This is a genomic window from Ignavibacteriota bacterium (genome assembly GCA_016707525.1).
Lineage (GTDB): Bacteria > Bacteroidota > Ignavibacteria > UBA10030 > UBA6906 > JAGDMK01.
This window is the reverse complement of sequence record JADJHP010000017.1, coordinates 24,528-49,060: the sequence shown is the minus strand read 5'-3', so window position 1 is coordinate 49,060 and position 24,533 is coordinate 24,528. Positions and strand designations below refer to the sequence as shown.

Below are 24,533 nucleotides of genomic sequence, written 5' to 3'. Positions count from 1 at the left end.
ATCAGGGAGCGTGGTACTCATCCTGTGCTTCCGCGAGTTTGCGGAGGGCATCAAGGAGGTCCTTCTCGGCCGACACCCAATCGTCCTGTGCGCTCAGGGCCTTCTCCCAGCGTGCGTTCAGTTCCGTCTCCATGGACTTGATCGCCTGATCGAGGGGAGGCAGCGCCGCCGAGGCTCCGCTCTTCTTCGCTGCAGCATCCCGCTCCGCCTTCTTTGCGAGCAATGCGGATTCATGGTTGCACATCGCCTCACGGGCTTCCACGAACCCCAGCGCCGCCTGGGCCGCCTCGGTCTCTGCCTTCCGTGCTTCCGTGCGTGTCTCGAGCAGGTCCTTCAGCTTTTCCAGCAACGCCTTCCGGTCCTTCCCCGTTGCGTAGGCGGCCGAATCCCTGTCGGAGTCGAGTGTATCAAGCCGGCCTTCGATGGCCTCGATCTCCTTCTCCAGCGACCTGACCCGACCGTCAAGGACGCGCACTTCTTCCTTCATGCGCTCTTTCCGTGCCTGGGCACCGCTCCGCAGGGCAGCGACGTAGGCAAGATCTGCCTTGATCTCTTCCTGTGCGCGTCGTTGGATGACCGTGACGAAGGTATCCGATGCTGCGGTTGCCGATGGTGTGGTCTGGGCGGCGACGTCCACGAACGTCATCATGAACAGAAGAAGGAGAGAGCCCAGGATCTGGAAGATCCGGTGATCGGTTGCGAGCATGGTGACCCCTGAAGTGGTGGTGGATTGATCGATGGTAGAGACAGCGCGGCCAGCCGAGGCCGTCCCAGTATAGAAAAACACTCCATACCCATCAAAAGTTCGCGTTTCTTTTTTTTTCCCCTCTCTCCTTTCTCTTTCCTTTCTCTTCCGTCGCCGGTTTTTTTCCCTTCTTCTTTTTGGGTCTCTTTTTTTCCTTTTCTGGCGCTTCGGGGTCTCCTCCCTTCCCCCTCCCTCCCGTCCGCGTTGCTCAGTCGATGTCCTGTTGGTCACTTCCTTCTGACTCCGGCGTGTCGGATTCGCCGGCAGTCTCACCCCCCAGCGAGATCGTCTGTCCTGTCACCGGCACCCTCAGTTTCCCGGTCGAAAAATCGAAGGACGAAGAGAGGCCGAAGAACCAGAGTACGACGAGGAGGATGATGACCAACCCCGTCGGCGATCCTGCGTTCGCCAGGCCTGCACCTTCTTCGCCCTGCTTCCATCCGGTGATCATGCTCAGGCTGATCGCCTCCTTGTGCCGCACCGTGTGCAGGGTGATGCCGAGGAGGTGGGCACCGATCAATCCGATCATCGAATACGCGAAGAGCTTGTGTGCGTCTTCGGCGAGTTCGGAACTCATGGTGAGCCCGCTCACGACCAGGAGGATCACCAGAACGAACATGCCGAGGGCGGCATTGGCGGTGCCCGGGTTGTGGCCTGTATAGCGCTGCGCCGTGCCAGTGATGGCCCCCGTGAGATATTTCACCGTCTCCCCCGGGGAGAAGAACAGGCCTCTGAGCCGCGAGAACTTCCCGCCGACAACTGCCACCAGGATCCGGATGACCAGCATGAATCCTGCAGAGAGCCCCGCGAGCATATGTCCGCGGAACGCTGCGCTGTCATCGTCGACGGTGAGAGCGATGACCAGAGCGGAGACAACGCACACTGCGAAGGTCCAGTGAAAGACGCGTAGTGACAGATCCCAAATCCGGACGCGTGCCGCCATAGGGTTCTCCAGTTCGTGTGTGACGTGGGCGTGTTGCCGAGCGCGTGGGAGAGGCCGGAAATCCAGCCTTCTGAATATCAACGTACCGTTCCCGGTATCCAAAGTCAAGACAGGGATCGCATGGGGATTCGCGCCGGGGAAGGAACAATGTGGGACTTCCCCCTGTTCTGGAGTATGCTCTCCTTATTCATGTCACACCGGCTGCATGCCCATCCTGCTGCAGGTAAGCGTATGGCCGAAACGTACTGCTGTCCCACTCTTCCAAAGGACCCGCGTATGCGCACACTCCGACTCTTGCTTGTTCCTTGTCTCCTCTCTGTGGCAATGCTCTCTTCAGCATTCGCAGGGAGTGGATTCCAGACGGACCTTCTCCACCACATTGAATATGTGCAGAAGGAGATCATGGATCTCGAGAATACGGTTCCGGACAAGAAATTCTCCTGGCGCCCGGCGAAGGGTGTCCGCTCCGTCAGTGAGGTCTATGCCCACCTCGCATTCGCCAACTTCATGATGGCACAGATCGCGGGCATCAAGTTGCCGGAAGACATCACGATCACGGGTCCTGCGGATGCAGAGAAGTGGGAGAAGACGCTGACCGGGAAGAAGGAGCTTTCGGAACGATTGGTCCGATCATTCGAATTCCTGAAAGCCTCGGTCAAGGAACTCTCCGATGCAGACCTCGAAAAATCCGTGGAGTTCTTCGGGAATCCGATGACCGTGCGATCGCTCTTCATGCTGATACTCTCACATCAGCACGAGCATCTCGGACAGTCGATCGCCTACGCCCGCATGGCCGGTGTTGTCCCGCCGTGGACCGCGGCACGTGATGCCCAGGGAAAAGGGAAGTAACCACACTGTCATTGGGGCCGAGAGGTAGGAATGCCGTACAGTCGCGGGGATGATCCGCGGCTCTGCGGCATTCACACTTCAGAGACGACCCTGCGCACTTACTTCATGAGGAGCATTGTTCGCGCCGCTGTGGTGCCGTCGATCGCCAGCCGGTACACATAGACGCCACTTGCAAGGCCGGTCGCATGGAATGGGACGGTGTACTCGCCCGGACCCTGTGGCTGGTGGACCAGCGTTGCCACTTCCCGTCCGAGCAGATCGTACACCTTCAGCTCGACCATCCCCGGCCCGTGGGTGCTACGGGGCACCGCATAGGAGATCGTGGTGGCCGGGTTGAAGGGATTCGGGTAATTCTGCGCGAGGGAGATCATGAGAGGTTGCGCTGCCACGTCATCAGGATCGATCCCTGTTGTTGCCGCCGGCGTTCGGAGGATGGTCCCGGAACTCCCTGCGATCCACTGGATGCGGGCATCCGTAGGTGCGATGCACCGGAGGTTCACCATCGTGCCGCTGACGGTTCCCCTCCACGCGGTGCCCCCATCGGTCGTCTGCAGGATCGTGCCATTGTCTCCGGCGATCCATCCTGAATCGCGGCCATGGAATGCAACGGCATTCAGGTGAGAACGTGTCGGGATGCTCTGGATCGTCCAGAGTGCGCCACCATTGGTCGTGCGGTACACCCGCCCGTACCTTCCGACGATCACCCCGGTGAGTGAATCTGCGAACGCCACCCCGTTGAACGCGAGTGTGTCGGTGAACGTCGCAACGGACCAACTCGAGCCACTGTCCGATGTTGATGCCACCGTGCCTCCATCACCCACCGCCCAGCCATGGGCTTCATCGCGGAAGTGGAAAGCGCGGAGTATCCGGGGCGTTCCGGTGATGACGAGCGTCCAGTTGTTCCCACCATTCGTTGTCTTGTAGAGCGTGCCTCCTGCGCCGGAAACCCAGCCGGTCGAAGCTGAGAGCATGGAAATGGCATAGAGGCGTCCGCCACCGGGAATGGTCAGGAAGGTGGTGTTCCCACGATGACCCGCCATCGGTTGTCCGGTACACTGCGGTGGATCCTACCGCCCATGCGCGCATATTGTCGACCGCGGTGACACCGTAGAGTGTGGCAACCGGCCGGTTAGGGAGGTTGACCCACGTGCCTCCGCTGTTCGTCGAACGGAACAGGATGGACGAACCTGTGGCCCATCCGGATTGTGCTTGCGGGAATGCGATGTCGTTCACCTCATTGGCGGGTGAGAGCCGTGAAAGTGTCCACTCCGGTTTCTTCTCCGTGATCGTCACCGTGAACGCAATGCTATCGCCGATCGCACTGACATCCGAGATGTCCAGATTCCCTCGCGCCCCGGAGGTGAGCACGCACGCCGGGTCGGTGGTATCGTTGATCGCCGTACGTCCGCTCGCATTGAATGCCGCCTGATTCAGGCTGCCGTTCGGAGGCCAGCTCGTGGTCGGGTTGCCCCCGGGGCGGTAGATGTAGATCCCATCGGGCGGGCCGTTCGCATTGCCGGAAATGAGGCTGTCGATCCGGTAGACGAGAAGGCCCTGTCCGGGGAGGGAGTTCTCAAAAATGGAAGTCTTCTTTCGGTATTCGAGGACGAAGAATTCTCCCGGGTTCGGCGAGTCGATGCGGTAGCAGTTGTTGGTCGGCGAACTCACGGGATGCAATGCATAGCGTCCTGAGGTGGTGATCTTCGGGAGGGACGAGATCCACGTCATATACCGGTACCGGAGGTACGCTCCGGAATGCTGGGGCGGGTTCGATGTGGATGCCATGATGTCCCAGGCACCGGTCGGGGCTACGGCGTCCGGGGAGGCATACCGGTACGTATCGGGTGCGCCGAGGGTGTGCATCATCTCATGCGACAGCACATTGACCCCGGCCATGGATTCGATCTGAAAGTTGTATGCGCCGATCTTCTTCCCGCCAAGCGTTGGCCCGGAACTTCCCATCGAGGACATGTGGGGCCAGAGGAGTGTCGCCCATGCGGACGGCGTGCCCCTTACGATGAAGCAGACATTGTCGGCGTACCCATCGTTATCGCCGTCCACCACCAGCCCGGTCGGGATCTGTGCCGACACCGAGGCGGCCGCACGGACGAGCAATTCCCGTTCACGGGTGTACTGGTCGTTCACATAGCCGCCGGTGTTGGTTGCGCTGTAGGGGAGAAAATACGCGCGCGGCTGGATATCCTGATAGCTCAGCACGGTGGCACCGATGTTCAGCGGATAGAACGTCGTGAACACCTCGAGCCGTCCGTAGGACACCTCTTTGAAGTAGTTGTACATCGAATTCACGCCCGGGGTGGTGACGTTGAAGGCATTGTCATATTTCGACGGCGGGTCGGTGAACTCGGCATCATCACTGAAGCGGATGAAGATGACCACATTGTTGAGGACGCCGGTCCGTGGTGCCAGCGCCCGTGCGGGAGGTTCATACCACGGCATCGCGGCGCGGATCTGAGCAGCGGCAGCAGCAGAGATCGTGGCGTATGGCGTGAGGCCGGCAGACCCTGGATCCTCGTGTCCGGCGACCACACGGGTGCTGATCAGCCGGTCGCCACTCCGTTGTGCATAGACGTACATCCCGGTCGCCGGGTCCTGAACGATCGTGAATCCCTGCCGGTCGTGCAGCCAGTTGTAGAACTCGTCTCCCGATGCGTAGCATGGGAGAACCGTTCCATCGGGTTGACGAACGGTCACCGGCACATCGCGCAGGAAGGCCCCGCGGGCGATGAAGGCAGAGAGACACAGGAAAGCACACAGGAGCGAAGTTCGCACAGGGTCAGGATCCTTCCTTCAGAAATGTGGAAAGGCGATCATGCAAGGTACTTCGGCGACGGTCCACAATCAAGGAGGCACGTGCGCCGGATCGGCGGGCGGGAGGGGGATATCGAGGGAAAAGGTACAGCCCGCACCGGTGGCGCAGGTCAGCGATCCATCGATCTGCTCGGCCAGCGATGTTACCAGCGTCATGCCGAGGGTCGTAGGGTGCTCGCAGCCGCGTTTTCCTTCGGGGAGGCCCACCCCATCGTCGCTGACGATCAGGCGCGCATGCGAGGGATCGATCATATGCAGGCTGATCGACACCGTTCCACGACGGTCTGCGGGGAACGCGTGCTTCAGGGCATTCGACAGGAGCTCGTTCGCAATCAGTCCGCAGGGGATCGCATTGTCGATCGCCAGAGTGACCGGCTCGATGTCCAGAGAGAGTTGGATGCCCACCCTGCCGTAGGCCGAGACCAGTTCCCGGGTGATCCTTTTGAGGTTTTCGCCGAACTCGATGCTGGCAAAGTTCTCCGACCGGTAGAGTTGTTCGTGCACCATGGCCATCGTGCGGACACGCCTCTGGCTCTCGTCGAACGCGCGGAGGATCTCCTGGTCGCGGTATCGGCCGGATTGCAGGCTCAGAAGGCTCGAGATGATCTGGAGGTTGTTCTTGACCCGATGGTGGATCTCCTTCAGCATGATCTCCTTTTCCCGCAGGGAACGGCGGATCCCCTCCTCACTCGCGCGCACGTGTTCGTTCGCCCGCTGCAATTGCGCGGTGCGTGCGAGGACGCGTGCCTCCAGTTCCCTGTTCAGATCAAGGAGCTGTTCCTCTGCTTGCTTCCGGACCTTCACCTCCGCCGACAGCGCCGTGTAGGCGTGTTGCAGGCGCGAGTGCCCAAGGATCGCGTTCTTCAGTACCATCGCAGCGTACGCAAAGAAGGTGGAGAGTTCGCGTGGCATGTCGCCCAGACTGATGTGCAGGCATTCGATCTTGAAGACCCCGATGAGTTCCTCTCCCACCAGAAGGGGTACGGCCCAGGTATACGCACTCGCGAACTCTTCGGTGGTCATCCTGGTGTCCTCGAACGGTTGCTCGATCTCTTCGGGTTGCCGCGATGTGAACACGCGCTGGACCAGGGGATCGGCGATGGACGTGTCGTGGCGCGCACTGCCATTGATGTCGGCGGAATGGATCTCGCCCTCCCGCATGTAGTAGAGGATGAGGTCGAGTCCGCCGATCACATCGGCCAGGGCATGGAGCATGTTCTGGATGGTGGTGTCGAGTCCTGGCGCTTCACTCATCCGGTTCATCAGGCTGATCACGAGTTCGAGGGATGACTTCTCGCCGGCAAGTTTGCGCACGCGTTCTTCGAGTGCAGCAACGTCGCGGTCCGTGGCGATCTCCCCGTTCATGGGACATTCGCCGATGATCGGAGCACGATGGCGGTACGGAGCGTGTCTTCCAGAGCGTCGAGGGAGACGTCCATCCATCTGACCGGCAGGCCGGCAACGCGCCCTGCTTCTTCGGCCGCCCCGGTGAAGTCGCCGGTGCAGGGGGTCCGGAGCGCCAGGAGGTACCGGCGGTCCTCGTTGAAAATGGATCGGATGACATCTGGCGTCGTGGTGCCAAATGCATTGGCGATCACGCGGTGCCAGTTGCGTGCCCATGCTTCCATCAGGAAATAGGCCCCCTGTTCCACTTCCCTGCTGAACACGTCGTGGCCGAGCAGCATCTCGATGCAGTTCTGTCCCTGGGTGCGCACCGTCTGTGCCCCGGCCACGATATCGTCGATCCTGGGGTGGCAGCAGCCATAGAAGACGACCGTGCTGTCGGATCGATGCGCGGTGAGGGAGGATGCGAGCGCCCTCTCAAGCGAGCAGAAATCGTTGTGCAGGTCCGGGTCGAGCAGGATGGGTTCGAGGGGCCAATGATTTTTCCTGATCAGGGATCGGATCTCCCGGGCCAGGATCCCGCAGCCTATGAGGAAGGTCAGCTCCTGCGCAGGTGCGCTACTGGAGCCACCGTCCGTATTCGTATGCTGCATTGAGCATGGTCCTGATGTTCTCTTCCGGGATACAGTAGGGCATGACGCCGGTGCCGAACAGGAAATGTCCTCCGGGCATCCCTGCCTCCATCATGCGTTTCACCTCCTGCCGGATCTCTGCAGGAGACCATTCGATCAATCTGATATCGTTGATGACCCCGCAGGTCAGCCCCTGCGTGCCGATGATCTGTTTCGCCGATGCGAGGTCGTCCAGCGGACTCACATAGTACGTGCCGAGCCCGGTCCGTTCGCGGACAACGCCGATGACGTCGTTCATCCGTGCCATGCCACAGTAGTACACGACCCCGTCCGGACCGATGGCCTGGATATCGCGCATGATCCACGGCAGGGAAAGGGAGGTGAAGATGCTCATCGGCACGAAATCCGTGGACCCGAAGGGGTTTGCGTACACGATGACATCCGCCCCCGCCGCACGGCAGGCGCGGACCTCGCGAACGAAGAACTCGTGGCACGTTGCGAGGAGCAGGTCGCGCTTCTCCTCGGGGCCAAGGAGCAGCAATTCGAGCCAGCGTTCCATCCCCATGAGCATCGCGGGGATCGTCATGGACGACGAGATGTACGAACAGATCGGCACCTTCCCGCCGACCTCGTTCCGCAGGATGGCAAGGCACCGGGATTGTTCGGTGAACGCCGGATGATCCTCCAGCCGTTCGGGCACCTCCAGGGTGTCGATATCATCCAGGGTACGGATGACGAAGTCCATCACATTGGGCGGTCCTTCCCGGGCGAACAGGATCTTCTTGCATCCGAGCAGTTCCGCCTCTTTGCCGACATAGAAGAGGCTCCAGACGTTGTCATGTCCATACTTCCGGAGCATGCGGAGCTGTGCTTCGGCGACATGCTCGCCGCTGGTGTAGTACGATTCAAGGTCGAGTCCGAGCTCTTTCGCTCCCTGGTCGAGCAGGTTGCAGAACACGGGGATCCTGTCCGCCGGAGTTCCATTGATCGCCGCAACGAGCCGTTCCATCGACGTATTCACTGGCGGACCTCTTTGATCAGTGCGCTGATCACGGTACCTGCGACGATGCCGTCCTCGGCCCACGCGTCTGCTCCGACAGTGCGATAGAGATCATGATCGAAGCGGTAGGGAGCACCGCCGACGACAAGTTTGATGCGCTGTTCGAGGGCGCGGTCTCTCAGGAGTGTGCGGACCCCGGGCGCCGCGGACGGTCCGCGCGCCGTGTGCACCATCATGGATGACACGCCGATCACATCGGCGTTGTGCGCGATCGCTTCTTCTACGAAGCGTTCGGCCTGGACATTCAGCCCGAGATCGATCACTTCGATCATCAGCGCTTTGAGGCACCCGCTCACGATGCGTTTCCCGAGTCCGTGCATGTCGCCAACAGAAGTACCGATGACGACGCGGCCGATGATCTCAGGTGACCGGGCGAACTTGCCCACCATGCTTTCGGTGACCTCGGAGGCGATCTGCGCGGCCACAAAATGTTGGGCGATGCTCGGAGTCCGCCGTTCGCTGGTGGACTTCATCATGATGTGGATCGAGGGGACGACGACCTTGAAGACGATATCTTCGGGGAGGATGCCGTCCTGCTCGGCTTCGTGGATGACCCGCAGCGCGCGCTGCCGGTCCGTGTCGAAGATAGCCTCGTTGAACGCAGTAAGTACGTGATCGATCATTGGGTGCCGTGCGAGATCCTGCTGAATTTGGAGCAAAAATCACGCCATCGGAGACCCTGCTCTATTGACGCAGATTTCAAAGAAACCGGAGTCCCCACCCCGTGCACGGAGTATATTCATGGCCACGTGGCTGCCCCAAAAATAGAACAAAATGACGATGTCTGTGGGCTTGACAGGGGGGGGGTGGAAAAGGTACTTTGCGGCACGGTCGTCCTCTGGAACGCTTACGAGGACGCCGCACGCATGTGCATTCATGCACACTCTGTCCGGTAGCGAACCACGGCATCATTCATCCCAACAGACCTGTTCCACATCGCCGAAGGGGCACGGTCCATGCGCACATCACTTGTCGTTGCCTGTCTGATAGTCATTCTGTTCTCTCCCGACGCCGCCTGTCAGGTGTCGGTGCCCTGGACATACACCGGCGGACCACTGGCCGGTCAGGTTCAATGCTTCGTGTGTACGGAGGAGGGCGAGATGTATCTCGGCACCGATGCGTCGGGTGTCTATCGCTCGGTGGACGGTATCAACTGGAAACGTTCGGCAAGCGGGCTTCAGGAACAGAACGTCCAACTCATGGCGGTCGAACCGGACGGAGACCTTCTGGCGCTGACGTACGGGAGGCCGTATCAGGGGAGCCATTCTCCGATCCTGGAACCGGCAACGGGCTATCTGTACCGATCCACGAATGCAGGAGCGGGCTGGACGGTGATCGACACGGTCGAGATCTCCGCCCTGCTGGTCGATTCGAATGGGAACATCTGGCGCAGACGCTACACGTCCGATGTTGGCGCGTGGTATATGAGGTCAACGAATGGAGGCACATCGTGGGAGCAGAAGATCCCCGGGTATGTCGGCCATCCCTGGGTCCGGAATCTGGCCATGGACTCCTCCGGCGCCTTGTACCTTGGCTTAAGCGATGATTCCGGAACAAAGGCGACCTACAAATCCACGACCTCAGGAACATCCTGGACCACATTCATTGCGAATACCTCGCTCTCGGATCTTGCTATCACGAAGGGAGGTTACATCTTCGGCATTGAATCCCCTAACAGGTTGGTACGTGTAAAGACTGATGGAACGGGTTACACCGTGCTTGATTCGAGTTTCACGGGCCGGGGATTCGCATTCCTCGCCAATGGGTATGTGTATGCGGTCGAGAACGATGGCAGCCTTGTTCGGTCGACGAACAACGGGGTCACCTGGACGACTGCAGCTGCTGCCAGTTATGGCGCGAGGAGTGTCTACTGTCCGGACGGCACAACGTTGTTCATGGCCGCATCGGCGGGCCGTCTCCTTCGTGCGTCGGGCCGGGGGTGGACCGATGTCACGGATGACCTGCGGAACAGCTTCGTTCCTTCGTTGCTTTGCACGCGGGATGGGGCACTCTATGCCGGCACCCAGATGGGCATCTGGCGGAGAGAAAGCGATCCCGGATCATGGGTGCAGCGCACGAGTGCGGCATGGCATGCATCGTTCCCGCCACAATACGTGTGGTCGATGGGTGAAGGGTCCGATGGGTTCCTGGCTTCTGTAGCAGAGGGGTTAGGGTTCACAGCCGGTGGCGCATCCTATGAAACGTGCTGGGGCAACGTTGCGACGACCTCGAATGACTGGACGGACGTGCAGGAGGCCCGCGCCGGCTATTCCGGGGGAGCGCCAAGCGCGCCTCCATCACAGGCGAAGATCCTGCCTTATGCGGTGACGGTCGGGGCGGGCGACACCACGTATCTTGCGGGGCTTCCCACGAGCAACGGGCGGGCGTTCGCAAAATTCTCGGGCGGGACCTACTCCGCATTGGCCGGACCGCTCTCGGGGAAGACCGTATTTGCGCTGGCCAGGAACGCGCAGGATACGCTCTTCGCAGGTACGGGCGACTTCGGCGTGTTCCGGTCTGCGACGCGAGGGACGACCTGGGCCGTTGCGTCGGGCGGCCTGGCGGACCTGGACGTGTATGCACTTGCGACCGATCTTTCCGGCAGGATATTCGCAGGGACCGGGACCGGCCTGTACCGATCGACGAACAACGGAAGCACGTGGGCCGTGGCTTCCGGTTTTCCGTCCACGAAGGTCCAGGCGATCGCGACCAACAGCGAGGGGCATGTGTACGTGGCAACAGCAGACTACGTCTGGATGTCTGCGACCCACGGCACCTCCCCGTGGTACCGTTTGAACTCCGGGTTGCCGATCGCGGACATTACCTCCATAGCGATACACCCCGATGGTAGCATCTACGCCGGGACATGGGGCCGGGGCGTCTATCGCCGTCCTGCATGGCCGGCCGCTCCAACGATGCCTGTCCTCGTCTTCCCGTCCAACCTGGCGGCGGGTGTGCCGCAGGATCCGGTATGCATCTGGAACAGGGTGGCGGGTGCGGAGACCTATCATCTCCAGATAGCGACATCGTCCACGTTCGCATCGCCCGTGTTCGACGATTCGACGCTGGCAGATACAGCGAAGGCTGTTACGCTGACGGGTGCGGGGACATACTACTGGCGTGTGCGCGCGAAGAATGTTGCAGGCACATCCGCCTACTGCGTTCCGTGGAAGTTCTCGGCGGTGCTCAGCACGGTGGGGTCAACGCCGGGCGTTCCCGATGTCTACTTCCTTGATCAGAATCATCCGAATCCGTTCAATCCATCGACGCTGATCCGCTATGGGATGCCTGAACGCGCGCAGGTACGGTTGGTGGTCTATTCCGCGCTCGGTCAGGAAGTGGCCGTCCTGAGGTCGGAAGAGATGGCGGCGGGGTATTACGAGGACCGGTTTGATGCGCTTGGCCTCGCCAGTGGCGTCTACCTCTGTCGGCTCGAAGCGGGCACCTTCATCCAGGCCCGCAAACTTCTCCTCATCCATTAGGGTGAGAGGATTCTCCACCTGCGCGTGTCCGGGGGTGGTCACAAGAGCGTGGATGAGCGATATCTCCGTTTCAAGGATGGTATATGGGATCATCTGGCGCATAGTGCGCATGCGCTGCTCAGAGAGTTGTGGATTGTGAGCAGGAATCGTAGTTTTGAGATGCACTCACTTTGATGGACAGATGATCCGGGAATGGGGAATCAAGGCCGTACGGGTAGCGCGCTCTGCGCGCAGAGGGGCAGTGATCCTCTCGGTCGTGTCTGCATCGATCCTCATCTCCGGATGCAGGACGGCGGATCAAATGCTCTTTGCCCGGGCAGAAGACTCGTACCGGCAGGGAGCGTTCATGCGCGCGGAGAGCCTCTTCACCATCTACCTTGCGCATGAACCCCGGGATCCTGACGGATGGTATAACCGTGCGCTTGCACGGACGGCCCGTCAGGATCTCGCGGGTGCAATGAACGATCTGGATAGTACGATCACGCGATACGACGACGACCGTGATGCCCGATGGATGCGATTCAGGGTCAGGGAGATGCAGATCGAGCATGCCCGGCGGGAAGAGGGGACATGGACCTATGAACGTCCGTTCCGCCGGACCTGGATCAACGCGCTTGCAGTGCTGCAGTTGGAGGAGTTGACCGGGCTCCTCGAGCGCGACCCCTGTGATGTGAGGGCCCGATGCGAGAGGGGGATACTCTGGAGGTTATCGGGCAGGCATGTAGAGGCATACATCGACCTTACGCTTGCATTGCAATGCGACGCGGCGGATGTACAGTCGCTGACGGAGCGTGGCAACCTTTTCCACGCTCTGGGCAAGTATGAAGAGGCGGTGAAGGACTATGACGATGCATCGAGTGCATGCGACACGTGTTTGTGGTTGCTCTATAATAAGGCTCTGTCGTTCCGTGCCGCCGGGCGGCTGAACGAGACCGTCTCGGTCCTGGAAACCCTCGTCGCCGCCGACAGCACGGATGGGGAAGCGTGGTTCATGCTCGGTGACTGCCGGTTGGAGCTCGGCCGTCGTGGTGCGGCATGTACTGCGTGGCGGCGGAGTGCACTGCTTGGCGTAGCCGATGCGCGGGGGCGGCTCGAGCTGCACTGTGGCAGGCCATGATCGGGTCCGCCCGGAAACCTCCTGCTTCATCGTCTCCCCCCTTGGGATGCTCACCCGAATATTCTACCACGCCCTGCTAGAGTCAGTGCATTTGCGACATCATCGTCAGGACGCCGATCGATGTCAGATCTCCCGTCCGGAGATGCCAACTTGTGTTACTCCCGTGCCCCCGATCGGTAATGGAAGGATTGACCAAACCACTCCAGAGGAGGGGTTTGTGGCCCAGGGATCCTGAACGCCTGCCATCCATGCACTGAAGGCAAATCACCGTTGACATTGCAGGGCCGCGGCACTAGATTGAAGTGAACATTCACCGTACGCAGTCTTTCCACGAACGTATCCCGAAGAGGTAACGCATGTCGATCCTCAGAACCGCCGTTCTCGTTATCATGCTCGCAACGTGCGGTCCCTTCCTGTCCGCCCAACAGAATGGTGGCGGTGAGGCCCACCCCGATCTTACAACCAATGCCGCGTCGCTGAAACGGTGGCAGGAGATGCGCTTCGGGATGTTCATCCACTGGGGGCCGATCACCCTGCGCGGTGCCGAGATCGGATGGTCGCGCGGTCCGCAGGTCAGGATCGAGGATTACGATGGCCTCTACAAGGAGTTCAATCCCGTCCTCTTCAATGCGCAGGAGTGGGCCGGACTCGCGAAAGCGGCGGGCATGAAGTACCTGGTCATCACGAGCAAACACCACGACGGCTTCTGTCTGTGGGACTCGAAATACACGACCTACGACATCATGTCCACACCCTTCCGTCGGGATGTGGTGGCCGAACTCGCCGATGCCTCTCGAAAGCAGGGAGTGATGTTTTGTACGTACCATTCCATCCTCGACTGGCACCATCCGGATTACCCCGTTGCCTATGGCGGCGATCCGAAACCGATCGCCTCTGCAGATATGAACCGGTACCGCGCGTATCTCCGCAACCAGGTCACGGAACTCATCACGAAGTACGGCACCGAGATGCTGTGGTTCGACGGCCAATGGGAGGATCCCTGGACCCATCAGGACGGTATGGAGCTGTATGCGTACGCACGGAAATTGAAGGACGGTCTCCTTATCAATAATAGAGTGGACAAAGGACACGGTTCAGGGGCGAAGGGGATGAGCGCTTCGAACATCTACGCGGGCGATTTCGGCACACCGGAGCAGGAGGTCGGGTCGTTCGACAATGACCACCCCTGGGAATCCTGCATCACGATCGGTACGCAGTGGTCCTGGAAGCCCAACGACAGGATCAAGTCGCTGAAAGAGTGTCTCCATACTCTCGCCAGAACCGCCGGAGGTGGTGGCAATCTGCTCCTGAACATCAGTCCGATGCCCGACGGCCGCATCGAACAGCGCCAGATCGACCGGCTGAAGGGGATGGGCACCTGGCTGAAGAGATACGGTGAGAGCATCTACGGGACGAAGGGTGGCCCGATCAAGCCTGGCACCTGGATCGCGTCCACGAACAAAGGGAATCGCGTCTTTGTGCACCTGCTCACCGCCCCGAAGGATACTCTCTTTCTGCCGGTGTTCCCCGGCCGCACGGTCACGAAGGTGTCGGTGCTCGGCGGCGCACCGCTGACCTCTCGTTCCACAGAAGGACGCCTTGCCATCCCTCTCCCCGCGCAAGGCCTTGACCCCGATGATGCCGTGATCGCATTCGACCTGGATGGCCCGGCTTCAGGGATGCCCCTGTTGGAGGTGCCAGAGAATACCTTTGGGACGCTGCAGGTGGAAAAGGTGACGTTGAAGGAAGCGGCGTCAACGAAGTACCCCGGACACGGGGCACAGGCGCTGACCGACGGTATGCGTGGCACCGTGGAGATGAACGACACAGAGTGGATGGGATTCGAAGAAAGCGATTGCGAGGCCATTCTCGATCTGGGGAAGGAACGGAAGATCTCCAGCGTTACCGTCGGGTGTTTACAGGCGCAGGGTTCGTGGATATTCCTCCCCCGTTCGGTGGAAGTGATGGTATCGATGAATGGGACCGACTACCTTCCGGCGGGGTTGCAGACGACCGGGGAGCCAACGGATGATCCCCGCGTCATGACGAAGGACCTCACCGTGTCGTTCGCTCCCACCGGGGCGCGGTTCCTGAAAGTGCGAGCGGCGAACGTTGCTGTCTGTCCCCCGGGACACAAAGGTGCCGGCGGCAAGGCCTGGCTGTTCGTGGACGAGATCATCGCAAGGTAGGAGTACGCGAGGATACATGAACACGCCCCCGGGAAGCGGATACCTGCCGCTTCCCGGGGGCGTTGATCTATATTCACTGCACCTGTGAGATCCTGACGACCCAGGCTTCCTTGCACGGCGCCTTCGCCCGCACGGAGGCCGGGATCGTTATCTCGCACCCCTTCCCGGTGTTCTTCCACGCGAGCGTCGCCGTGGACCCGAGCAGGCTCACCCTGGCCCCTGCGGCCGGACGGAGTGAACTCAAGCGGACCGTTTCCGGCGGCATGGTCTCTCCCTTTCCTGCCAGCGTGACCGCATACACCGCGCCATCCTTGCCCTGCGTCAGCCGCACGGCCCCTTCACGATACGGAGCGATCGGGTGTGTTTCGTAGATCGCGCTGCTGTTGACCTTCATCCATGCACCGATCTCCGCCAGACGGTCGTATGCCTCCTGGTGCCATGTGCCATCAGGCCCGGGGCCGATGTTCAGCAGCAGGTTTCCGCCTTTCGCGACGATGTCCACCAGCATATGGATCAGTTCACGGCCTGACTTGTACTGATCCTTGGACGTGTACGACCAGCTCGTCGTTGCGGTGATGCAGGATTCCCAGGGATAGGGGAGCAGTGTATCCGGCACGACGTTCTCCGGCGTCAGATAGTTCTGGTACTTCCCATGGACCGCGCGGTCCACGACGATGAGCCCCGGCTGATGCCCGCGCGCCATGCGTGCGAGTTCCGGCATGTAGATGTCCTGACTCTGAATATGGCTGAACTTGTAGTCGGGTGCCGTGATGTAGTGGAGGACCTCCTCACGCGTCATGGGCTGGACCCACCCACCGTCGAGCCACAGGATGTCGACCGGCCCGTAGCCGGTCATGAGTTCCTCGATCTGTGTGTGGGTGAAGCCCACGAATCTCTTCCACCGGTCCGGATACTTTTTGATGTCATAGTTCACGTTCCGGTCGGGCGTCGGGAAATACGGCCACCAGTAGTTCTCTGAATGCCAGTCGGGTTTTGAGAAATAGATGCCGGCCCATAGCCCTTCCGCACGGAAGGCAGTGAGGATCTCCTTGAGGATGTTCGCCTTCGGGTGTGAAGAGAACGGCGTTCCGGGATCGGTGATGCGGTAGTCCGTGGTCCGCGTGTCGAACATACAGAAGCCGTCGTGGTGCTTCGCCATGCCTACGACGTACCGGATGCCGGCGTCCTTTGCGGCGCGCGCCCACTTCGCGGGATCGAACTGCACGGGGTTGAAGGTCTTCTTCAATCCTTCGTAGTCCTGTTTGTACCGAACATAGTCCGGCGCGTTGCGCTGGCACCAGGGTTCGTCCTCGGCGCAGATCGACCAGGACTCCACGACGCCCCACTGGCTGTAGGGCCCCCATGTCATCATCAATCCGAATTTCAGCCCCTGCCATGCGGCAAGCTTTTTGACGACAAGCGGGTCGGTCTCCGGCACGTACGGCGAACGGTCCTGCGCCCGCAGGATCGCGGCGGTGATGAGGATGAACGAGAAGAGAAGCACTGCCTGTCGTTTCATAGAGACTCCGGTTCTTTCAAGGTGCGTGGATCCCTGGTTGGTGGTCATCGGCTGAAGAGCCGCACGGTGATGGTATTCCGGTACGGTCGGGTCAATGGTGCAGGACGCTCGTAATTTCCCCAGTTCATATTGAGATATGTCCACTCGTTATCGATGAGAAGATCCAGCCGGCCGTCCGGACGCACCGAAGCCCTCGCTGCAACCGTGCCATCCGATACCACTTCAACGCCGTTGGCGGAAGTTCCGTTCACCAGAGCATAGCGAATGACATTCTCTCTTCCGCGAGCGGAAATCGTGCGGAACGGGCAGCCCGGAAGCCTGCATGCCGCGCCGCGATGGGAAGAGGTAATGGTCCCGGGTATCCATCTCCCACGGCCGTGCCGGATCCCGGTGCGGGGTCTCGCTTTCCGCATGACGGACCAGCTTCATCGCCTCCCCCGTGAGGGCGTCCGATGTGGCCGGCCGGATAGGATGACCAGAGTGCATTGCGGTCCCATTGCAGCCGGTCCAGGGAGGGGCTGAGAAGGAATTGCACGCCTGCCTCCTGGCATTGCGCCGGGGGGTCCAGTAATTCATAGGAGGTGATGATCGCTCCTGCCGACGTCACGGTGATCTCGCGGCGCGCGGAAAGGCTGTCCGTCCGCCCGCTCGACTTCACGACGACACGATGAGGTGAAACGGATACCGTGACCGCGTCCGTGCGCCACACCCCGCCCCCGATGTCGTAGGTCGTATCCACGTCCCAGTTCAGCGGCGGGCCACGCTTGATCACGCGGATGAACGGCCCCGCATCGATGATCTTCTCTCCGTTGCAGCGGGCGGAGAGGATCAGTCCCGTGCCACGGTCGAAAGCGACAGCGAACCCTGATCCGTGGACCGTAAGTGCCGCACCCGTGCTGTCCACGTTCAGGACCTCCCCCCGCTCACTGATCACCGACGGGGCCGTGTGCGGGTGGATCACTTCTTCGTCGATCACCCGGCCGCTGCGGTCGGTGAATATCAGTGTTGCCGGGAGGTGCAGGGTCATCGATCCGGGGATGGTGAAGCGTCCGCTGCCATGGGGTGCGACCGATGGCGATGGGATCGTGATGGTCTTCCTGCTGCTTTCACAGGTGATCGTGATCTCACGCAGGTCTGTGTGGTCGAAGCGGTTCTGCACAGGCAGCACAAGATCCTGGCCCGGCATGACGGCGGTGGCTGCAGGCATGCTGACGCAGATGGGCGAGTAGGCTTTGCGCGTGTGCCAGAACTCCGGCTTCTTCCTCCTCCAGATATCCACGATACCCCAGGGGCCATAGCCGACGGTCGTATCGGGGAGGGGGAAGATCTCATCGATCATTCCCCAGATGGCGCCACCGATGCTGAACGGCGAGGTGACATTGTTCTCCCAGGCGCGTTTCATGCTCTCGCCCCACGCATCATGGATGCCCGGATCGTCGCGAAGATCCTGCACGCAATAACATGGGACGTGCATCCATTCATCGCCGACCACAGGGAGCTTCGTGGTGCTGTCCGTTTTGGAAGGATGCAGACACCGGTCCCACGAGGGATAGTGGCTGCTGAGAAGATCGTAGCAGTAGACGCTGTCCGGAGCGGTATGGGCATAGCTGAAGATGATCGGCCGCGAAGGATCCAGCGTCCTGACGGTATCGAACGATCTCTGGAAATTCGAGCCGTAGGTGCTCTCATTCCCCAGCGACCACAGGATGACGGAAGGATGGTTCCGGTCGCGCCCCACCATTTCCGTCAGTTGGCCGATGTATCGGTCCGTGAATGCCGGATCGTTCTGCGACCCTCCTTGTGCCTGGTACGGGCCGGTCCGGTGTGTGCTCACAAAGCACACGGCCGACTCATCCTCGACGTAGATCCCGTACTCATCGCAGTATTCGAGGAATTCGGTTGACGGAGGATAGTGGGATGTCCGGATGAAGTTGAAGTTCGCTTCTTTTGCGAGGAGGACGTCCTGCAGGTCCTGTTCTGGTGTCGTGCTCCGGCCCAGTGTCGGGTGGATGTCGTGCCGGCACGCCCCGCGGAGTTTCACGGGTTTGCCATTCACCAGCAACTCTCTTCCCGCGGTCACAACCTCCCGGAATCCGATACGGCGCCGGATGGTCTGCTCCACGCTGCCGTTCACACGCAGGCGTGCTTCGAGCGTGTAAAGATCGGGATGCTCGGCGTCCCATGGAACAGGGTTTCGCACAATGGAGGTGTACACGCCGGTCGTGCGCGGTGCCGTGAACGTGGTTGCCGACCGGGGAAGCGCAACGCGTTTGCCGTCGGGGGCGACCAGCATGAACTCGAGAAGCGCACGCTCCGGCGCGGAGATCGCCGAGACGATCTCGAGGACGGCGTCCTTCCTGTTGGCGGTGAAGCTCGTCCGGACGTTCAGCAGGGAGATGTGCACTGCCGGCCGGGCAAGGAGTTCAACGCTCCGCAGGATACCACCGATGGGATGATGTGCGTAGCCGCTCGCATAGGAGATCTCATCCGCTCTATCGGTGACGCCGACCACCAGCGTGGCCCGCCGGCCCGGGGTAACGAACGGTGTAATGTCGCATTCCCATGTCGTGAAGCCGCCGTGGTGACTGCGGACATGCGATCCGTTCACCCAGACTCGGGCGTAGCTATACACGCCGTTGAACCGCACCGCAATACTCTTGCCGGTGAAGTCCTGGGGTATCTCGATGACCCTGCGGTACGCGTATTCGCGGTCATGCTCGATCATGAATCCCTGCATCTGGCACTCGCCGGGAACGTGGATCGGTGACCAGTCCGCCGTCCCGGGAGGGGCCGACCAGAAGGAGTCGGGCGGCGCAAGGGAGAACTCCCACGTGCCGTTGAGAGAGACGCGGCACCGGGTGACGCCCTGGACCGATCCGGGAACGGGACGCGCGGGTGTGGGGTCCGATGCATGCAGGATGGTCGTGCCGAGAGCAACCAGGGTGAGAAGAAGAAGTATCGGGCGTGTCATCACGTGGTCCTTGTGCTGTTACGTGCGGAACGGCGGGCAAGGGCAAGCATGAACCCGCCGAAGATCAGGAGTGCGAGCCCCCACCAGAAGTTGATGTTCACCCCGAGGGAGCGTTGATACAGCGCGTCGTCTGTGAACGCTCCGTACAGGGTCAGGATGCCCCCCAGGATGCTGAAGAGGAGGCCGATGGGGATCCGGATGTCGAGTCGCATGTGTGTGTTCCCTTTTTCTTACCAGAATACCAGATAGCACGCCATCCCGGCCGCGAGGACAGCCCACCCGAGGGTTGAAGGTTCCTTGTACCACGGGAGGCCTTCTTCCTTCATGTGCGGGGTCAACGCATAGACGAGTCCACGCAATTCGTCATCCGTCCGCTCGCGCCGCGTACCGAACGAGATCAGGATGGTCATGAGGAAGCAGACCCCCCAGGCCGCGATAGCGGTCCAGAAGTTCTGGGCCATCTCGCTTGGATATGTGTGAAGGATGGACCCGAGCCATCCTCCCTTGATCGGCGTCGTCGCGCCAACCGGAATGGTGAGTCCATGGTGGATCGCCGCCGCGGCCGTTCCCAGGACGAGCCCGTAAAATGCTCCATGTCCCGTTGCCCTTCGCCAGAACATGCCGAGAAGGAACACGGCGAAGAGCGGGGCATTCACGAACGCGAAGACGAGCTGCAGCATATCCATGATGTTGTTGAACTGCGCGGTGACATACGCCGCCGCGACACTGAACAGTGTCCCGAACACCGTGGCCAGATGCCCCACCGTGAGGTAGTGCTTGTCGGAGCGTCCGGGACTGATATAGCTCTGATAGATATCGTAGGTCCAGACAGTATTGAACGCCGTCACGTTTCCCGCCATGCCGGACATGAACGAAGCCATGAGCGCGGTCAGGCCGAGCCCGAGAACGCCGGACGGGAGGTAGTGCGTCAGCATCATCGGCACTGCCAGATCATAGTCGTAGCTGCCGTCCTTTGCCGGGAGTGCGAATCCCGACACACCCGCCTGATGGGTGAGTGCGATCGCGATCATGCCCGGGAGGATCACCAGCAAGGGGAACATCATCTTGGGGATGGCAGCGATCAAGGGCGTGCGGCGGGCATCGGTGAGCGAGCGGGCGGCCATGGCGCGCTGTACGACGAGGAAGTCGGTGCACCAGTAGCCGAACCCCAGGACGAAAACGAGTCCGAAGCCCATGCCGAACCACTCCACCCCCATGGGGTTCTCAGCGGCCGAGCCCATGATACCCCATGTCCGCGTCCATGCGTCCGCCTGGAACCCGTGTGACGTTGCCACCCCGGCGAGCCGTGCCTGTACCCCGCTCCAGCCACCAGCGTCGCGGAGCCCGAGGTACACAAGCGGCACGAATCCGGCGACGATCAGAAAGAACTGGAGGACCTCGTTGTAAATGGCGGATGTCAGGCCGCCCATGAAGATGTAGGCAAGGACGATCGCCGCCGAGATGAGGATGGAGAGATTGAAATCCCAGCCGAGGAGGATCCCCAAGAGTTTTGCGAGAGCATACATGGAGATGCCCGACGAAAAGACCGTCATAAGGGCGAAGGAGATGGCGTTGAATCCGCGTGTCTTCTCGTCGAAGCGGAGTTTCAGGTATTCGGGGACGGACCGGACGCGGGCATTATAATAGAAGGGCATCATCCATATCCCGACGAACACCATCGCGGGGATCGCTCCCAGTAAAAGTGTGCGGTCATCAGTCCGTATTTCGCACCCGACGCCCCCATGCCGATGACCTCCTGTGCACCGAGGTTGGCAGAGAGGAACGCGAGGCCGGTCACCCACGCGGGCAACGACTTTCCGGACAGGAAGAAGTCGCTGCTTGTTCTGATGCCTGCCTTCAGTACCCATCCGATCCCGATGACGAACAGGAAATAGATGGCGAGGATGATGTAGTCGATCGCGGCAAGGTGGACGCCGGCCATAGGGAATGCTCCGGGTTGCGTGATGGATCAGGAACGGCGGGAGTTCGCCTCGTGATGGTGCGAAAGTGACACTGCTAGGGCAGCCGGCGGAGAAGCTCCGCGGCTTCACGTTGTCCGGGTTGCAGCGCAAGCGCCTTGCGGGCCTGCTCTTTTGCTTCCGGGTACCGTCCGCTGCGGGCATAGGCATAGGCGAGCAGTGAGCGGCCGTATGCCGCTTCACCTGTCGTCAGTGCCCCGCCCAGGGAGGCATCAACGGCGAAGCCACGCTCGAGTTCCGCAGCGGCGCGCGCCCCCCCGCAACAGGATCACGCCGAGCTTCATGTAGGCGTACGGGTTCTCCTCGACCCGGATACTCTGACGATACCCGGTTACGGCATCGGCGATCCTGCCTTCGGCCGCGAAGGCGTCGGCGCGGCGGACAAGAGGCTGGAACGAATAGGGCAACGCCTTGGCGATCGCAGAGTATTCGGTCCGCGCACGACGGTTCTCTGCACGAGGCGGAGATCCGCGCCCACGGAAAAGAACCTGAGCGCCCCTTCGGCGAGAAGGAGGAAGATCACGGGCGTCAGAACGAGGATGGCCCCGAACAGCCTGTGCTTCGCGGACGGAGAGAGGGCCACGTTAGCGTGCCTTGCCGTAACGGAAACAACCGGAGGTATGGTCGTTCACCATCCCCACGGCCTGCATGAATGCGTAACAGATCGTCGAACCCACGAAGCGGAAGCCGCGCTTCTTGAGGTCCTTGCTCATCGCATCCGATACCTCTGTGCGTGCGGGGATGTCCCGTAACGACTTGCGGTGGTTTCAGTTGTGGTTTCCCGCCGACGAAACTCCAGATATATCTGTCGAAGCTGCCGAACTCTTTCTGGATCTCGAGGAACGCCTGCGGCATTGCTGATCGTGGATGCGATCTTCAGGCGGTTCCGCACGATCCCTTCATTGGCAAGCAACGTGCGTACCTTCTTCGCATCATAGCGGGCGATACGGGCAGGGTGAAATCCGTCGAATGCCTTGCGGTAATTCTCGCGCTTCTTCAGGATCGTGATCCAGCTCAGTCCGGCCTGCGCACCCTCCAGCGTGAGCATCTCGAAGAGGTGCCGGTCGTCGTGAACGGGGATCCCCCACTCCGTATCGTGATAGGCGACGTACAGCGGATCGGTGCCTGCCCACCCGCACCGCGTGCGTTGTGAGGGACTCATGACCGGAGGACCTTTCCGGGCTTCGCGTCGGTCTGCGTGTTGTTGTCGACGACAGGGATGCCGTTGACGAACACGAACGGGATCCCGTCAGGGAAGCGGTGGGGGTCAGTGAACTCCGACCGGTCCGCGATCCTCTCGTAGTCAAAGAGTACGATGTCCGCTGCCTTTCCTTCTGCGATCACTCCCCGATCCCGAAGGCCCAGGACTTCTGCGGGAAGGGCCGTCATTTTCCTGATCATGTCCGGCAGCGTCGTGATCTTCCTTGTGCGCTGGTAGTGTGCGATCGCCCGTGGAAACGTGCCGTACGCGCGGGGATGCGGCCAGGAGCCGTCACCCGGTGCGCGCGGGCCGGCATCGGATGCGACCATCGTGTTCTTCCAGGCGAGGACCATTTCCGTGCCGGGTTCGTCCATGCCGAACCCGACCATGCCGACGCTGGCATTCTCCTGCAATTGCAGGGAGACGACGAACTCATACGGATCGATCGTGCCTTCAGTACTGATCTGAAGGATGGTCTTCCCCTGGTAGGGCTTGTTCTGGTCGCGCCGGACACTCGAGATCATGACCGCATCCCATGAGCCGAGCCCGTCCACTTTTCGTTGGACCTCCGCGCGCAGCCGGGATGCGAGTGACGGGTCCTTGAGGCGCTCCAGGAATCTCTCGGTTCCGCCATCCCTCGACCAGAGAGGGAAGAGGTTGGTGAGTCCGGTGTTGAATGCGACATACGGGTAGCGGTCGGCATGCACATCGAGGCCGCCCGCGATGGCTTCGTCCATCATGGCCAGCGCCGTTGCCACCTTCGGCCAGTTCCCTTTGTTCTGTGCCTTCAGGTGGGAGACCACCAGGCGGGACCCGGACGTTCGAGCAATGGCGATCGCTTCGGCGAGCGCTTCCAGCACGCGGTTGTCCTCGTTGCGCATGTGGGATGCGTACAGCCGTCCCCGCGCCGGGATCGCTTCCATCAGTGCCGCGAGCTCGGCCTGGTCGGCAAAACTTCCCGGGGTGTATTCAAGCCCGGTGCTCGCGCCGAAGCACCCCTGCTCGATGGCGGAACGCGCGGAGTCGCGCATCGCCGCGATCTCATCGCCCGTTGCCGGACGGTTGTCGAAGCCGACGTGGACGGCACGCAGCGTGCCCAGGCCGATGAACGAGATGATGTTCTGCGCGGAACCACGTGCGCCAAGGAAGGTGAAGAATTCGTCCATGGTCCGGTATGGACAATCGAACCCGTACGATCTCCGGAAGTCCTGCAACGTGTGATCGAGGCCGCTTCCGCCGAGTGGTGCAACCGATTCCCCATCCTGGCCGGTCACTTCGGTGGTCACCCCCTGGTGCACCTTGCTCGGTGCAAAGGGGTTCTTGATGAGATCGAGATCGGTGTGCGAGTGAATATCGATGAATCCGGGCACGACCTTCAGTCCGGACGCATCGATGACGCGCGCGGTGGTTGCCTGCCGCAGATCACCGGTAGCGGTGATGATGCCGTTCCTGATGCCGACATCCATGCGGCGTTCGGCACTGCCGGTCCCATCGATCACCGTGCCGTTGATGATCACGAGATCGAATGATGGCCGTGTGGTGTAGGATGTGGATGTGCAGCCCGCGAGGATCGCCGAAGTGCCGGCTCCTGCAAGGGTCGCAAGGAAGGTTCTACGCGAGGTCTGTGGATCCATGGTCGGGGGGTCCGGGTTCGTGCTCCAATATAGGCCGAA

General features: G+C 61.0%; 16 protein-coding genes and 2 pseudogenes. 4 read left to right on the top strand and 14 right to left on the bottom strand.

Features of this window, described 5'->3' with window-relative positions; translation table 11 throughout:
- Position 1: 1 nt before the first annotated feature.
- Both IPI01_20175 and IPI01_20170 read right to left on the bottom strand, forming a co-directional pair.
- Entirely contained in the window at positions 2-706 is a 705-nt protein-coding gene (locus IPI01_20175) for a hypothetical protein (GenBank protein MBK7260072.1), read from the bottom strand.
- A gap of 247 nt (positions 707-953) precedes the next feature.
- Positions 954-1,688, bottom strand: coding sequence for a cytochrome b/b6 domain-containing protein (locus IPI01_20170; GenBank protein ID MBK7260071.1), 735 nt, complete (start codon positions 1,686-1,688; stop codon positions 954-956).
- A gap of 276 nt (positions 1,689-1,964) precedes the next feature.
- On the opposite strand from IPI01_20170, the gene IPI01_20165 reads away from it, so the two are divergent.
- Positions 1,965-2,537, top strand: a complete 573-nt coding sequence (locus IPI01_20165) for a DinB family protein (GenBank protein MBK7260070.1) — start codon at positions 1,965-1,967, stop codon at positions 2,535-2,537.
- Positions 2,538-2,635: 98 nt separating this feature from the next.
- On the opposite strand, the gene IPI01_20160 is transcribed toward IPI01_20165, so the two are convergent.
- The 5 genes from IPI01_20160 to IPI01_20140 form a co-directional block, all read right to left on the bottom strand.
- Positions 2,636-3,508: a T9SS type A sorting domain-containing protein gene (locus tag IPI01_20160; protein ID MBK7260069.1), complete on the bottom strand. Its 873-nt coding sequence runs from the start codon at positions 3,506-3,508 to the stop codon at positions 2,636-2,638.
- 1,888 nt (positions 3,509-5,396) lie between these two features.
- Complete coding sequence (locus IPI01_20155) at positions 5,397-6,731, bottom strand: sensor histidine kinase (protein MBK7260068.1); 1,335 nt, start codon at positions 6,729-6,731, stop codon at positions 5,397-5,399.
- Entirely contained in the window at positions 6,728-7,363 is a 636-nt protein-coding gene (locus tag IPI01_20150) for a DUF1638 domain-containing protein (protein ID MBK7260067.1), read from the bottom strand. Before IPI01_20150 ends, IPI01_20155 begins: the two co-directional genes overlap by 4 nt.
- Complete coding sequence (locus IPI01_20145) at positions 7,329-8,351, bottom strand: uroporphyrinogen decarboxylase (GenBank protein MBK7260066.1); 1,023 nt, start codon at positions 8,349-8,351, stop codon at positions 7,329-7,331. The genes IPI01_20150 and IPI01_20145 overlap by 35 nt, the downstream gene beginning before the upstream one ends.
- Positions 8,352-8,359: 8 nt before the next feature.
- Positions 8,360-9,025 (bottom strand): cobalamin-dependent protein, encoded by a 666-nt coding sequence (locus IPI01_20140; GenBank protein MBK7260065.1) that lies wholly within the window; start codon positions 9,023-9,025, stop codon positions 8,360-8,362.
- Between the two features lie 333 nt (positions 9,026-9,358).
- On the opposite strand from IPI01_20140, the gene IPI01_20135 reads away from it, so the two are divergent.
- The 3 genes from IPI01_20135 to IPI01_20125 all read left to right on the top strand — a co-directional run bounded on the left by IPI01_20135 (position 9,359) and on the right by IPI01_20125 (position 15,190).
- Positions 9,359-11,884 carry a T9SS type A sorting domain-containing protein gene (locus IPI01_20135; GenBank protein MBK7260064.1) on the top strand — a complete coding sequence of 842 codons (2,526 nt, stop codon included), beginning with the start codon at positions 9,359-9,361 and terminating at the stop codon, positions 11,882-11,884.
- Positions 11,885-12,125: 241 nt separating this feature from the next.
- A complete protein-coding gene (locus IPI01_20130; GenBank protein ID MBK7260063.1) occupies positions 12,126-13,001 on the top strand; it encodes a tetratricopeptide repeat protein in 876 nt (291 codons plus the stop codon).
- A 356-nt stretch (positions 13,002-13,357) separates the two neighbouring features.
- A complete protein-coding gene (locus tag IPI01_20125; GenBank protein MBK7260062.1) occupies positions 13,358-15,190 on the top strand; it encodes an alpha-L-fucosidase in 1,833 nt (610 codons plus the stop codon).
- Between the two features lie 73 nt (positions 15,191-15,263).
- Here the strand turns inward: IPI01_20125 and IPI01_20120 are convergent, their stop codons facing one another.
- The 7 genes and pseudogenes from IPI01_20120 to IPI01_20090 all read right to left on the bottom strand — a co-directional run bounded on the left by IPI01_20120 (position 15,264) and on the right by IPI01_20090 (position 24,494).
- Positions 15,264-16,709 carry an alpha-L-fucosidase gene (locus IPI01_20120; GenBank protein ID MBK7260061.1) on the bottom strand — a complete coding sequence of 482 codons (1,446 nt, stop codon included), beginning with the start codon at positions 16,707-16,709 and terminating at the stop codon, positions 15,264-15,266.
- Positions 16,710-16,956: 247 nt separating this feature from the next.
- The gene (locus tag IPI01_20115) at positions 16,957-19,680 is read right to left on the bottom strand and encodes a beta-galactosidase (protein ID MBK7260060.1); all 2,724 of its coding nucleotides are present in this window, start codon (positions 19,678-19,680) and stop codon (positions 16,957-16,959) included.
- Positions 19,680-19,892 carry a hypothetical protein gene (locus tag IPI01_20110; GenBank protein ID MBK7260059.1) on the bottom strand — a complete coding sequence of 71 codons (213 nt, stop codon included), beginning with the start codon at positions 19,890-19,892 and terminating at the stop codon, positions 19,680-19,682. The genes IPI01_20115 and IPI01_20110 overlap by 1 nt, the downstream gene beginning before the upstream one ends.
- An 18-nt stretch (positions 19,893-19,910) precedes the next feature.
- Positions 19,911-21,622 (bottom strand): annotated as a pseudogene (locus IPI01_20105) (sodium:solute symporter family protein).
- A 74-nt stretch (positions 21,623-21,696) separates the two neighbouring features.
- The gene (locus IPI01_20100) at positions 21,697-21,864 is read right to left on the bottom strand and encodes a tetratricopeptide repeat protein (GenBank protein MBK7260058.1); all 168 of its coding nucleotides are present in this window, start codon (positions 21,862-21,864) and stop codon (positions 21,697-21,699) included.
- A gap of 379 nt (positions 21,865-22,243) precedes the next feature.
- Positions 22,244-22,821, bottom strand: a pseudogene (locus IPI01_20095) (DNA-3-methyladenine glycosylase I).
- On the bottom strand, positions 22,818-24,494 hold the full coding sequence (locus IPI01_20090) for a D-aminoacylase (protein ID MBK7260057.1): 1,677 nt from the start codon (positions 24,492-24,494) through the stop codon (positions 22,818-22,820). Before IPI01_20090 ends, IPI01_20095 begins: the two are co-directional and overlap by 4 nt.
- Positions 24,495-24,533: the final 39 nt, after the last annotated feature.